We start from the raw sequence: 12,094 nt of genomic DNA, 5'->3' as shown, positions 1-12,094 counted from the left end.
AACCCCGCATTACTTAACGGGGTCACTATATTCTGGTTCAGACCATCACCTGGTACCATGAATAATTTTTGCTATCCATTCTGCCTGATGCGAGCAATCAAATTATCAATGTTATCAATGTGTGATGCAGCCAATATCAAGCTACGCCCCAAACTCAACGCATGACGCTGACATTCCCGGCGCATCTCTTCATCAGCGATACTATCCAGATCAGCAACATGTGCCAGGCCAATGGTACGCCGAATTAATTCAGTACCACAAAACCCTATCGCGTCTTGCCAAACCTGTTGCAGGAACTGTGGTACATATCCTTCGGTCGCTAAGGCCAAATCCTGCGTTTTCTCCTGACTTAACGCCACGAAACGGCTGGAAAATGTTTGCCAGATAATATGCACATCTTTCAGCCGTTGCTCGCGGCTGGCTGCGGCATCACGTGGGCCGGCCAGGCCGGGTAGTCCACAGTAATTGAGCAGCAAATTCCCTAGTGCGGTACCCACATCAAAGCCGATTGGGCCATAGAAACCAAATTCGGCATCAATAGCTTTCAAACGCCCCTCAGCAACGAAGATAGAACCGCTATGAATATCCCCGTGCAGCAATGCTTCGGCCTTACTCAAGAAGCGATGTTTAAGTGAGGCCACCGCCACCTTGAGAGCATTATCCTGGCGCAGAGCCAGTACATCAGGGAGTAATGCCGGATCAAAATTATTACGTTCATGATCAATATAAGGGTCAGTAAAGAATAGATCCTCAGTAATCTGGCACAACTCTGGATTGGTATAGCAGCTCACTGCCGCTTTTTTAGCTTGTGCTGACTGATAAAAATCTGAGGTATGGAATAAGGTTTGCGCCAAATATTCAGCCAGTTGTCCCGCCGCTTGCGGATAGTGTTTACCTGCCAGCAATTCACTGCGCCAGATATGGTGATCAGATAAGTCCTCTTGCACCATTACCGCCAATTCAGCATCGTGATGCAACACATTGACCGTGTGTTGCGGGCAGAATTGACTGTGTGTTAACAGGGTTTGCGCTTCAATTCTGGCGCGATCCAAGGTCAACGGCCAAGACTCCCCAACACAGCGCACATAAGGCAGTGCCTGTTTGACAATCACCCGACTGACGCCGGCCGCATCACGGATTTTAAACACCAGATTAAGATTGCCATCCCCGATTTCATCGGCCGTCACTAAGGTCAGTGGATCAGCAACCTGACCAAATTGGCGAGCATATTCAACAGCATCCGCAGCAGTAAATGTATGGTAGCGCGACATCTTCGACCTCTTTATTCTTTACCCGATTCTGGTTCACTCACCGCCAACTACTTGCTTAGCTGTGAAATTATTCTCTGTTAGAGCAAAAAAATCCGTATTTAGGCGTAAAACCATATAGACGTCTACACATCCATAAGATATGTTGGCAGAATAAGAAACCAGATGCAATAACGCAACATGGATTTAACTGACAATGCAGACGCTTAACAGGCTCGATTTACAAACCACCAGCTTAAGAATTATCGATAGCCAGCTCTGGATACTCGATCAGCAAGCATTACCACAGCGTCAGGAGTGGCTATTAGCTGATACGGTAGAATTACTGATTGGCCATATCCAGACATTGCGAGTGCGTGGCGCGCCGCTTATTGGACTGTCAGCAAGTTTATTATTGGCTTTGCTGGCAGAACGTGGTTTGCCGCAAGCTCAACTTGAGCAGGCACTCATCGCGCTGCGTGAATCCCGCCCGACGGCAGTCAACTTGATGAATAATCTGGCACGGATGCAGCAGGCTTTGCTACAAGCCAACTGGGTCGATAGCCTGGCTCGCGAGGCGCTACATCTGGTAGATGAAGACCGAGAATTGTGTGAGTGCATTGCCCGGCATGGGGCGGCACTGGTTAAACCGGGTAGTAACTTGCTAACCCACTGTAATACCGGTGGGCTCGCTACCGCGGGCATTGGTACCGCTATCGGCGTATTATTAAAAGCCCATCAACAAGGTAAGATTAACCAGGTGTGGGTTGATGAAACCCGTCCTTTGCTGCAAGGCGGCCGCTTAACCGCCTGGGAGTTAGGTGAGTTAGGTATTCCATATCAATTGATTTGTGATTCGATGGCTGCCAGCCTGATGGCTCAGGGCAAAGTGGATGCTATCTGGGTCGGCGCGGATCGCATTGCCGCCAACGGCGATGTGGCAAATAAAATAGGCACTTACAGTTTGGCGGTGTTGGCCCACTATCACAATATTCCGTTCTATGTTGCCGCTCCGCACACCACTCACGATCCAAACTGCCCGAATGGTGCAGCGATCCCAATCGAGCAGCGTGCCGCCAGTGAAGTGACCGGTGTCTCAGGCAGCTTTGGCAGCTTTGGCAGTTGCCATTGGGCACCAGAAGATGCCGTTGTGTATAACCCGGCATTTGATGTCACACCGGCGGCATTGATCAGTGGTTGGGTATTAGACAGCGGCGTCATTAGCCCAGAACAAGTGGCGGCAGGCTTCTTCCAAGCTAAGAATGAGCAATGTTTGTAATTTTATCCCCAAAGCAATTGAAGCCGCAGCGGTGTTAGCTGCGGCTTAAAGTACGAAGGTGATCAATCCAAACGTGGATAAGCATCGGCTATCTTATCGCCAGTAAAATGTGCCACCCACCCCTCAGGATTATCAAATACCCGAATAGCCGTGAAATTCGGTGCAGACCCCATATCAAACCAGTGGCGAGTATCGGCAGGGACAGAAAGTAAGTCATTCTTTTCACAAAGTATTTGATAAATTTTACCGTTCAGATGCAAACAGAACAGCCCTGCCCCTGCAACGAAAAAGCGCACTTCATCTTCGCCGTGGGTATGTTCTGATAAAAACTTCTCACGCAACACTTCCCGCTGAACGTTATCAGGCCGCATGCTAATCACATCCCAACTCTGATAACCCTTCTCCGCCACCAGCCGGTCAATCTCATGTTGATAAGCTGCAATCACCGCCTCCGGCTGTGGATTTTCACCCAGTTCACGATCTGCCTGCCAGCGCTCAAAGCGCACACCAATAGCAGTCAGTTGCTGCTGGATCTCTTCAGCATTATGGCTTTGCCACAGCGGTTGTTCCGGCTGCTCATCACTAAAAATCGTTAATCCGCTCATGCTGTAAAATCCTCCAAAACGATTTGATCAAAACGGCTCACCTGTGGGTGGCGGCTTTCGTTATCAGGTAAGTCGCGAATCAGTTGGCAAGTTTGCCAACCCGCCAGTTGCGCGGCATCCAACTCCTGGCGGATATCAGATAAAAACAGCAGTGCTTGTGGGGCGATAGCTAATTGACTAGCAATATTCTGATAAGAACTCACCTCACGTTTTCCCCCAACATGGGTATCAAAATAGCCACTGAATAGCGGGCGTAAATCCCCTGCATCGCTGTAACCAAACAACAGTTTCTGCGCAGCAACCGAGCCAGAAGAGTAGACATATAACCCCAAACCCTGTTGCTGCCAGTCGGCCAATTGCCGGGCCACTTCTGGGTAAAGATGACCACGAAAGTCCCCTTGCAGATAACCGGTGCGCCAGATAATGCCTTGAATCGCTTTCAACGCCGTGGATTTACGGTCTTCATCCATAAAACCATGTAACGCGGTAATCAATGTTTCAATATCAGCACCCGGCTGTGCAAGCTCATGGCGCAGACTGGTTAGCGCTACGGCAATCTCTTCATCCTGCTGATGTGCACGCAAATAGGGCGTCAGTCGCTCGCGGGCATAGGGGAACAGCACCTGATGGACAAAGCGGATGTCACTAGTGGTGCCTTCAATATCGGTAACAATAGCCTGGATCATTTAGCCCCCACGTTAGGATTGAGATCAAACCAGCGGCGTTGCAGTTCACACTGAAACAAGAATTCCAGCCCTTCCAGATGACGACGGGCTTCCACCACGCTATTTCCCCAGCAATACAGGCCATGACCGCGCACCAAGAATCCGTAGTGTAACGGGTTATTATCTGCCAGTGTGGCAACCCGTTGGGCTAGCGCCGGAATATCCTGATCATTATCAAAAATAGGGATGGCAACCGCATCCAAATGGCTACGCTGACCCGACAGTGATTTCTGCATTTCATAACCTTGCAATACTAATTCATGGCTACGCTCAACCCGAGATAGCACGGTGGCATTCACCGAGTGAGTATGTAACACCGCATTGATCTCTGGATACAGACGATAAAGCAAGGTATGTAGCCCGGTCTCTGCCGAGGGTGTGCGCCCACTTGGAACATGGTTGTTGGCGGTTTCTACCAGTAGAAAATCGTCAGCGGTGAGGCTGCCTTTATCTTTACCTGATTCGGTAACCAGACAATGAGTCGAGTCCAGCCGCAGGGACATATTACCACCGGTCGCTGGGCACCAGCCCTTCTCCCCGATCCAGTGGCAGGCGGCTAACAGCGCGCCAAGTTGTACATTTTCTGTCATTGCATATCCCTGTTGTGGTGTAGGTGGGTCATCACATTTAGCAACCGCAATTTGCCCAACGATCAGCCTTAGTACATTTTTATCTATGCTTAGCAAATTACGGCATTTAGCCGTTTAAACATCTAAGCGTCTTGATTGCCAAATCTTAACATCGTGTTATATTGACGGCAACATACAGCGCCAGGAGTATTCATCTGCCATGAGCACTTTATCCTTTATTCCAGACAGTAAATTGCCGGCACAAGGCACCACAATCTTTACGCAAATGAGTGCATTGGCGCAAAAATACCAAGCGATTAACTTATCGCAAGGGTTCCCCGATTTTGATGGCCCAGACTATTTGAAACAGCAATTGGCCTATCATGTCAGTCAAGGTGCAAACCAATATGCCCCAATGACCGGCGTGGCACCGCTGCGCAATGCAATTGCGGAGAAAACGGCTAAAATCTACGGCTGGCAGCCCGATGCCGACAGCGAAATCACCATCACTACCGGTGCCAGCGAAGCCCTGTTTGCCGCCATTACCGCCCTGGTGCGCCCAGGCGACGAAGTTATCTGCTTTGATCCCAGTTACGACAGCTATGCACCGGTAGTTAAACTGGCGGGCGGCATACTCAAGCGCATAGCACTAAAACCCCCGACATTCGCCACCGACTGGTCTGAATTTGCTGATCTGGTTTCTGAACGTACTCGTCTGGTTATCGTCAATACGCCGCATAACCCTTCAGCGACTGTTTGGCGGGCGGAAGACTTTGAACAACTGTGGCAAGTGATTGCTGAACGTAATATCTATGTGCTGAGCGATGAGGTGTACGAACACATCTGCTTTAGCGCCGCAGGCCATGCTAGTGTGCTGGCTCATCCGCACCTGCGCCAACGCGCCATTGCAGTGTCCTCTTTCGGCAAAACCTTCCATATGACCGGTTGGAAAGTGGGGTATTGCATCGCCCCCGCCGCTATCAGTGCCGAAGTGCGTAAAATTCATCAATATCTGACCTTTTCGGTTTGCACGCCGGTTCAGCTCGCATTGGCGGATATGCTCAATGCCCAACCAGAGCACTGGCAGCAACTGCCCGATTTTTATCGCGCCCGTCGTGATCGCTTCGTCAATGCGCTGTCCACCAGCCGCCTGAAAATTCTGCCGAGTGAAGGCACCTATTTCCTGTTGGCCGATTACAGCGCGGTTTCTGATCTTGATGATGTTGAATTCTGCCAATGGTTAACCGAACATGTCGGCGTGGCAGCGATACCGTTATCGGTATTTTGTGAAGGCCCGTTCCCCCATAAACTGATCCGGCTGTGCTTCGCCAAACAGGATGCCACGCTGGATGCTGCTGCGGAGCGATTGTGTCAACTTTAAAACTGACTCTGTTGCAACAGCCATTGGTATGGTTGGATGCACAGGCAAATCTGCGCCATTTTGACATGCTGTTGGAACCACTCCGGCAGCGTGATGTGATTGTGTTGCCAGAGATGTTTACCACCGGTTTTGCCATGAATGCGGCTGAAAATGCATTATCAGAAGGTGAGGTCATCAACTGGTTACGCCATTGGGCCACAGTTACTGATGCCCTGATTGGCGGCAGTGTGGCGCTGAAAACCACCGAGGGTGCGGTGAACCGCTTCCTGCTGGTTGAACCGAATGGGCGCGTTCATCATTATGACAAACGCCACTTATTCCGCATGGCCGGTGAGCACCACCACTATCAAGCGGGCAAAGTGCGCAAGGTGGTGGAATGGCGTGGCTGGCGAATTTTGATGCAAGTTTGCTATGACCTGCGCTTTCCGGTGTGGTCACGCAATTTGCAAGATTATGATTTAGCACTCTATGTCGCGAACTGGCCTGCTCCCCGCGCCAAACACTGGCAAAGTTTACTGACAGCGCGCGCGATAGAAAATCAGGCTTACGTCGCCGGATGTAATCGGGTCGGCGATGATGATAACGGCCATCACTATCAGGGCGACAGTGTGATTCTGGATGCTCAAGGCGAGGTGTTGGCGCAAGCAGAACCGGGACTGGCTGTGCAACTGGATGCTGAGTTGTCTTTAGAAACATTGCAGAGCTATCGCGAAGCCTTTCCGGCATGGCGCGATGTTGATGATTTTTTATTGTTGTAAAGGTAAAACCAGGGGGAGCCGTACCGCAAAAGTGCTCCCCCAGTGTATTAAACCCGTTGCCAGGATAGCACCGTTTCCAGATAAGCCTGAATGGCTAGCGCAATATCACTATGCGTGACGGATTCATCAGGATGATGGCTTACCCCTCCTTTGCAGCGCACAAACAACATCCCTACCGGCCAGCACTCAGCAACAGCAATGGCATCATGCCCCGCACCACTAGGCAGCAATAATGAGCGCCCCTGTACCCGATCAATACTGGCGTTGATTCGCTGGCGCAAAGCCATATCACATTCGGTAGCACTGATACGGTAAAACTCTTCTGATGAAAAAGTCAGGCCGCGCTGTGCTGCTATCACTTGCGCCTGCGCCAACAAACTGGCCAGTAACTGGTCCACGTGACAGTCTTGCGGGCCACGAATATCCAGCGTCAGAGCCACCTCTGCGGCAATCACATTCACAGCACCTGGCGAACAACTGAGTGTTCCAACTGTCGCCACTAAATGTTCACCATAGCAAGCAGTCAACTGTTCAACGACACCAATCCATTGCGCCGCACCGGCCAATGCATCTTGCCGCTGCCCCATCGGCACCGTACCAGCGTGGCCCGCTAAGCCAATAAATCGGCAATTCAGACGGCGCGCGCCATTGATTGCCGTCACCACGCCCAATGCCAAATCGGCCTTTTCTAAACACGGCCCCTGTTCAATGTGCAGCTCCAGATAAGCACAAAAATCACTCACCTCACGTCGCGCACTGACAATAGCCGCGGGGTCAAAATCAAGGTTCTCCATGGCCTGCGCCACACTGACACCCTCAGCATCGGTTTTACTCAACCAATCGGCCGGCCAGCACCCAGTGATACCTTTACTACCCAGCAGGGTAATACCAAAGCGCGTACCCTCTTCATCGGCAAAACCAATCACCTCAATGGCCACCGGCAGCCGCTGCTGCTGACGATACAAATACCCCACCACTTCTAGCGCACTTAATACACCTAACATGCCATCGTAACGGCCGGCATTGCGCACCGTATCAAGATGAGAGCCTAACAATAGGGCCGGCGCATCAGGTTGCAGCCCTTCATAACGGCCGCAAATATTACCAACTGCATCCTGCCAGACGCGCATCCCGACCGCCTGCATCCATTCACCCACTTGCTGATTTGCCCGCAAATGTTCAGGAGACAGGTACACCCGCGTCAGCGCATCCGCTGATTCACTGATTGCCGCCAGCACATCACAACGGGCCAAGACCCGTAATGCAGCCTGCTCTGCCTCGGCATCCGGCAGGGTAACAGCCATCAGTTCGCTCCGTTTAGTGGATCAATAACCGGTTTATCACTCTCAGCCTGATAGACATTCCACGCGCTTTGCAATCCGTTGCCCTGAACCGTGGCAAAACCTAAACGGTTTAATACCGCCTCCAATGCCACCAGCGTTTGCATCACACAATCTTTACGCGCGTTATATCCCATAGTGCCGATACGCCAAATTTTGCCATTTAGCGGCCCGAATGAGGTACCAATCTCGATACCAAAATCATTTAGCATCAGTTGCCGCACTTGCTCACCAGGAACACCGGTCGGAATAACCACCCCCAACACATTGTTCATGCGGTGCTTCATATCACCGAACACCGCCAGCCCCATTCCCTGAATGCCCGCCAACAACGCTGCACCATGCAAAGCATGACGGGCAATACCGTTATCCAATCCCTCTTCCAGTATTACTCGTGCGCATTCCCGTGCCGCAAACAACATACTGGTGGCTTCGGTATGATGATTCAGGCGCTCCGGCCCCCAATAATCCATGATCATGCCCAAATCAAAGTAATTGGAATAGATCATCTCTTCGTCGCCATCAGCATGATCCTGAGTACGGATCCCCTGCTCAATACATTTGCGCCGCCGAATTTGCTCAGCGAATTGTGGGCTGAGGGTTACCGGAGCACTGCCTGATGGCCCGCCAAGGCACTTTTGCAACCCGGCAGATACCGCGTCCAACCCCCAGGCGTCAGTTTCCAATAGGTTCCCCCCCAGCGATGCAGTCGCATCGGTATAAAACAACACTTGATGGCGGCGACAGATCTCGCCCAACTCAGCCAGCGGCTGCAACATGGTGGTTGAGGTATCGCCCTGCACCGTCAATAGCAGCCGTGGGTGCACTTTCTTGATAGCATCTTCAATCATTTCTGGGCTGAATACCTCGCCCCACGCCACTTCGATAGTGTGGACTTCGGCCCGGCAACGGCGGGCAATTTCACACAATAAGTGACCAAAACGGCCAAAAACCGGCACCAGAACTTTATCGCCAGGGCGGATGGCCGACAGCAAAACCGCTTCAATACCCGCACGAGAGGTGCCATCGATCAACATCGTCCACTGATTCTCAGTGCGGAAAACCCCACGATATAGCGCCATCACCTGATTCATATACTCTGTCATCGCCGGATCGTATTGCCCGATCAACTGACTGGCCATTGCCCGCAATACCCGGGGATCGGCATTGATCGGCCCCGGCCCCATCAGCAACCGTGCCGGTGGGTTAATCTGACAAAACAGCGGGTTAGGGTTTATTGCCGACATAGAAAATCTCCATCCTTAAATAATTCAGTGAAATGTGGCCTACAAACCACGGACCGATGATATAAACTGTTTTAATTCAGTAGTTTGTGGATTAGCAAATAAGGCGCGACTTTCGCCCTGCTCCCACACCCGCCCTTGATGCATAAACACCACCCGGTCACCCACTTCACGGGCAAAATTCATCTCATGGGTCACCAGAATCAGTGTCATACCTTCTGCCGCCAACTGTTCGAGGACTTTCAACACTTCCCCCACTAACTCAGGATCCAAAGCCGAGGTGATCTCATCGCACAGCAATACCTTCGGCTGCATCGCCAGCGCACGGGCAATCGCCACACGCTGCTGCTGCCCACCGGAAAGATTAGCCGGGTAATAATCGAGCCGGTCTGCCAGCCCAACTTTTTCCAGCATCAACGCCGCCAGTTCACGGCACGCGGTCGTGCTCTTTTTCAGTACCCGACGCGGTGCCAGCATCACATTCTCCAATGCTGTCATATGTGGGAACAGGTTAAAATTCTGGAACACCATGCCTACCGAGCGGCTAATCTCCCGCGCCTGCGAATCACGATCCGTTACCGTCATACCGCCCAACTTGATACTGCCGTCCTGATATCCCTCCAGCCCGTTGATACAACGCAATAAGGTACTTTTACCTGAACCACTGCGGCCAATTATCGAGATCACTTCGCCCATCTCGATATCCAGATCTACGCCTTTAAGTACATGGTTCTGGCCATAGTATTTTTGAACCTGATTAATGGTGATCAGCGGCATGGAATTTCCTCTCCAGATAATGGCTGTAACGCGACAACGGATAACACATCAGGAAATAGCCCAGCGCCACTAAGCCAAAAACTTTAAACGGCTGATAAGTGACATTATTGAGCATGGTGCCCGCTTTGGTTAATTCGACAAAACCAATGATCGATGCCAGTGCTGTGCCCTTGATAACCTGCACCGAGAAACCCACGGTCGGTGCAATTGCGATACGCATCGCCTGCGGCACAATCACCCGCAATAACGTCTGGCTGAAACTCAGGCCCAGACAGCGGGAAGCCTCCCACTGGCCTTTCGGCAACGCGGCAATACTGCCACACCAGATATCCACCAGAAAGGCACTGGTAAACAGTGTCAAAGCCATCGCCGCAGCCGCCCACGGGCTAACATCAATACCCAACAGCGCTAAGCCGAAGAAGGCCAGAAACAGTTGCATCAGCAACGGCGTGCCCTGAAACAATTCGGTATATAAACGGACAAAACGAGCAGCCCAACACCAACGACTCAAGCGCATCAACATCAATGGTAATGTCACTAATGTGCCGCCGAAAAAGGCCGTTAGTGACAGTAACAGCGTCCAGCGGGCGGCCAATAACAAGTTACGGATGATATCCCAGTCAGTAAACATCATGAGTTATGGCTCCCAAAGAATCGACGGCCAACCGCCAGCAGTAATTGGCGCATTGCGATGGCTAACAACAAATAGAGCAAGGTGGTCACCAGATAGACCTCAAAACTGAGGAAGGTGCGCGACTGAATCAGGTTGGCGGCAAATGTCAGCTCTTCAAATGACACCTGCGATACCACCGCAGAACCGAGCATCACAATAATGCACTGGCTTACCAGCGCCGGATAAATGCGCTGTAACGACGGCGGTAGGATCACGCGGAAAAAAGTCTGACTACGGCGTAACCCTAATACCCGCCCCGCCTCCCACTGGCCTTTAGCGCTGGCTTGAATGCCGGCACGAATAATCTCCGTGCTATAAGCGCCCAGATTGATAGTCATCGCCAGTAAGGCTGCCTGACCGGCGCTAAGTTTCAAGCCAAGTGCCGGTAAACCAAACACAATAAAAAACAGTTGCACCACGAATGGGGTATTACGCACAATTTCTACATAACCGCCCCATATCCGGCGCAATATAACCCTATCACCACAGCGAATTGCGGCTCCCGCTATCCCCAGCGCAATACCGCCGAGGGTGGTCATAGCCGTCAGCTCAATGGTGGTCAACAGGCCCGACAATAGTTCAGGCAGATAAGGCCACAAAGCAGAGAAATTAAGCTGATAGGTCATAGCCAGCTCCTGTTATGCACCCAAATCAGCCGGTAACGGCGCCTTCAACCATTTCTCGGACAAACCATTTAGCGTGTTATCCTGCAATGCTTCCCCAATCAGTGCATCCACTTTGGCTTTCAGAGCCGGTTCTCCCTGACGTAAACCGATATAACACGGTGAATCTTTCAGCATAAACTTCGCCACCGGTGCCTGGGTTGGATTCTGGCGAACCAGTGCACTGACCACCAAATTGCCCGTCGCCAGATAATTCACCTGACCAGACAGGTAGGCTGACAGCGTAGTGTTGTTATCTTCATAGCGTTTAATCTGAGCATCTTTAGGGGCTAACTCACTCAGCACCATATCTTCCACTGCACCACGGGTTACCCCCACCGTTTTACCTGCCAATTGTTCTGGTTGCTTCAGTGCATCGTCTTTAGCACCAAATACACCCAAGAAAAACGGCGCATAGGCACGGCTAAATGCGATGGCTTTTTCCCGTTCAGGATTTTTACCCAAGCTGGAAATCACTAAATCCACTTTATCCGTTTGCAGATAAGGCACTCGGTTGGCACTGGTCACCGGCACCAGTTGCAACTTTAGTTTCATCTTATCGGCCAAATAATGCGCCATGTCGATGTCATAACCCTGCGGCTGAAGATCCGTACCAACCGAGCCAAATGGCGGGAAATCCTGTGGAACGGCGACCCGCAACACACCACGCTGCTGAATTTGCTCTAACTGATCGGCTAACACCGAAGGAGCCTGAACCCATATCAGTGCAGCACCCAGCAAGGCCAACATCCGCTTTTTCATGTTCATAGCATATCTCCGCTAACTCAGTAATGAAACGATGGATTCTTTAAAAGCAAACACTGAAACCATCGT

The 12,094-nt window shown here is 51.3% G+C and carries 13 protein-coding genes; 3 read left to right on the top strand and 10 right to left on the bottom strand.

All coding sequences use genetic code 11. From position 1 onward, the window contains the following. Positions 1 to 71: 71 nt before the first annotated feature. Positions 72 to 1,271, bottom strand: coding sequence for an S-methyl-5-thioribose kinase (mtnK, locus tag V1952_RS07925; protein ID WP_372558144.1), 1,200 nt, complete (start codon positions 1,269 to 1,271; stop codon positions 72 to 74). Between the two features lie 193 nt (positions 1,272 to 1,464). On the opposite strand from mtnK, the gene mtnA reads away from it, so the two are divergent. Continuing rightward, positions 1,465 to 2,526: an S-methyl-5-thioribose-1-phosphate isomerase gene (gene mtnA, locus V1952_RS07920; protein WP_420074583.1), complete on the top strand. Its 1,062-nt coding sequence runs from the start codon at positions 1,465 to 1,467 to the stop codon at positions 2,524 to 2,526. A 62-nt stretch (positions 2,527 to 2,588) separates the two neighbouring features. Here mtnA and V1952_RS07915 read toward each other — a convergent pair whose 3' ends face one another. Genes V1952_RS07915 through V1952_RS07905 form a run of 3 tightly spaced genes read right to left on the bottom strand, consistent with a single transcriptional unit; the run spans position 2,589 to position 4,446 of the window. Then, positions 2,589 to 3,131, bottom strand: coding sequence for a 1,2-dihydroxy-3-keto-5-methylthiopentene dioxygenase (locus V1952_RS07915; protein WP_420074582.1), 543 nt, complete (start codon positions 3,129 to 3,131; stop codon positions 2,589 to 2,591). Further along, entirely contained in the window at positions 3,128 to 3,817 is a 690-nt protein-coding gene (gene mtnC / locus V1952_RS07910) for an acireductone synthase (RefSeq protein WP_372558141.1), read from the bottom strand. Before mtnC ends, V1952_RS07915 begins: the two co-directional genes overlap by 4 nt. Beyond that, the gene (locus tag V1952_RS07905) at positions 3,814 to 4,446 is read right to left on the bottom strand and encodes a methylthioribulose 1-phosphate dehydratase (protein WP_372558140.1); all 633 of its coding nucleotides are present in this window, start codon (positions 4,444 to 4,446) and stop codon (positions 3,814 to 3,816) included. The genes mtnC and V1952_RS07905 overlap by 4 nt, the downstream gene beginning before the upstream one ends. 199 nt (positions 4,447 to 4,645) lie before the next feature. Here V1952_RS07905 and V1952_RS07900 point away from each other — a divergent pair, with 199 nt between their 5' ends. Both V1952_RS07900 and V1952_RS07895 read left to right on the top strand, forming a co-directional pair. Next, positions 4,646 to 5,806 carry a pyridoxal phosphate-dependent aminotransferase gene (locus tag V1952_RS07900; RefSeq protein ID WP_420074581.1) on the top strand — a complete coding sequence of 387 codons (1,161 nt, stop codon included), beginning with the start codon at positions 4,646 to 4,648 and terminating at the stop codon, positions 5,804 to 5,806. After that, positions 5,794 to 6,564 carry an amidohydrolase gene (locus V1952_RS07895; protein ID WP_420074580.1) on the top strand — a complete coding sequence of 257 codons (771 nt, stop codon included), beginning with the start codon at positions 5,794 to 5,796 and terminating at the stop codon, positions 6,562 to 6,564. The genes V1952_RS07900 and V1952_RS07895 overlap by 13 nt, the downstream gene beginning before the upstream one ends. A 47-nt stretch (positions 6,565 to 6,611) precedes the next feature. Here the strand turns inward: V1952_RS07895 and hpxK are convergent, their stop codons facing one another. The 6 genes from hpxK to V1952_RS07865 are packed head-to-tail and all read right to left on the bottom strand — an operon-like array spanning position 6,612 to position 12,028. Beyond that, positions 6,612 to 7,868, bottom strand: coding sequence for an allantoate amidohydrolase (gene hpxK / locus V1952_RS07890; RefSeq protein ID WP_420071333.1), 1,257 nt, complete (start codon positions 7,866 to 7,868; stop codon positions 6,612 to 6,614). Continuing rightward, positions 7,868 to 9,151, bottom strand: a complete 1,284-nt coding sequence (locus tag V1952_RS07885) for a pyridoxal-phosphate-dependent aminotransferase family protein (protein WP_372558136.1) — start codon at positions 9,149 to 9,151, stop codon at positions 7,868 to 7,870. The genes hpxK and V1952_RS07885 overlap by 1 nt, the downstream gene beginning before the upstream one ends. Before the next feature lie 39 nt (positions 9,152 to 9,190). Continuing rightward, positions 9,191 to 9,925 (bottom strand): amino acid ABC transporter ATP-binding protein, encoded by a 735-nt coding sequence (locus V1952_RS07880; protein WP_420074579.1) that lies wholly within the window; start codon positions 9,923 to 9,925, stop codon positions 9,191 to 9,193. Next, a complete protein-coding gene (locus V1952_RS07875) occupies positions 9,906 to 10,559 on the bottom strand; it encodes an amino acid ABC transporter permease (RefSeq protein WP_372558134.1) in 654 nt (217 codons plus the stop codon). The genes V1952_RS07880 and V1952_RS07875 overlap by 20 nt, the downstream gene beginning before the upstream one ends. Continuing rightward, entirely contained in the window at positions 10,556 to 11,224 is a 669-nt protein-coding gene (locus tag V1952_RS07870; RefSeq protein WP_420074578.1) for an amino acid ABC transporter permease, read from the bottom strand. Before V1952_RS07870 ends, V1952_RS07875 begins: the two co-directional genes overlap by 4 nt. Before the next feature lie 12 nt (positions 11,225 to 11,236). After that, positions 11,237 to 12,028 (bottom strand): transporter substrate-binding domain-containing protein, encoded by a 792-nt coding sequence (locus V1952_RS07865; RefSeq protein ID WP_372558133.1) that lies wholly within the window; start codon positions 12,026 to 12,028, stop codon positions 11,237 to 11,239. Between the last annotated feature and the right edge of the window lie 66 nt (positions 12,029 to 12,094).

Origin of the sequence: Yersinia sp. 2542 StPb PI (assembly GCF_048593855.1) — a bacterium.
GTDB classification, from domain to species: Bacteria; Pseudomonadota; Gammaproteobacteria; order Enterobacterales; family Enterobacteriaceae; genus Yersinia; species Yersinia enterocolitica_E.
This window is presented reverse-complemented; position numbering and strand designations above follow the sequence as displayed.

What these genes read in the sequence shown, in the direction of transcription:
- V1952_RS07870 (WP_420074578.1), bottom strand. Translation starts at nt 11,224, where the DNA reads ATGACCTATCAGCTTAATTTCTCTGCTTTGTGGCCTTATCTGCCTGAA.
- V1952_RS07900 (WP_420074581.1), top strand. Translation starts at nt 4,646, where the DNA reads ATGAGCACTTTATCCTTTATTCCAGACAGTAAATTGCCGGCACAAGGC.
- mtnA (WP_420074583.1), top strand. Translation starts at nt 1,465, where the DNA reads ATGCAGACGCTTAACAGGCTCGATTTACAAACCACCAGCTTAAGAATT.
- mtnK (WP_372558144.1), bottom strand. Translation starts at nt 1,271, where the DNA reads ATGTCGCGCTACCATACATTTACTGCTGCGGATGCTGTTGAATATGCT.
- hpxK (WP_420071333.1), bottom strand. Translation starts at nt 7,868, where the DNA reads ATGGCTGTTACCCTGCCGGATGCCGAGGCAGAGCAGGCTGCATTACGG.
- V1952_RS07915 (WP_420074582.1), bottom strand. Translation starts at nt 3,131, where the DNA reads ATGAGCGGATTAACGATTTTTAGTGATGAGCAGCCGGAACAACCGCTG.
- V1952_RS07905 (WP_372558140.1), bottom strand. Translation starts at nt 4,446, where the DNA reads ATGACAGAAAATGTACAACTTGGCGCGCTGTTAGCCGCCTGCCACTGG.
- mtnC (WP_372558141.1), bottom strand. Translation starts at nt 3,817, where the DNA reads ATGATCCAGGCTATTGTTACCGATATTGAAGGCACCACTAGTGACATC.
- V1952_RS07875 (WP_372558134.1), bottom strand. Translation starts at nt 10,559, where the DNA reads ATGATGTTTACTGACTGGGATATCATCCGTAACTTGTTATTGGCCGCC.
- V1952_RS07865 (WP_372558133.1), bottom strand. Translation starts at nt 12,028, where the DNA reads ATGAACATGAAAAAGCGGATGTTGGCCTTGCTGGGTGCTGCACTGATA.
- V1952_RS07885 (WP_372558136.1), bottom strand. Translation starts at nt 9,151, where the DNA reads ATGTCGGCAATAAACCCTAACCCGCTGTTTTGTCAGATTAACCCACCG.
- V1952_RS07880 (WP_420074579.1), bottom strand. Translation starts at nt 9,925, where the DNA reads ATGCCGCTGATCACCATTAATCAGGTTCAAAAATACTATGGCCAGAAC.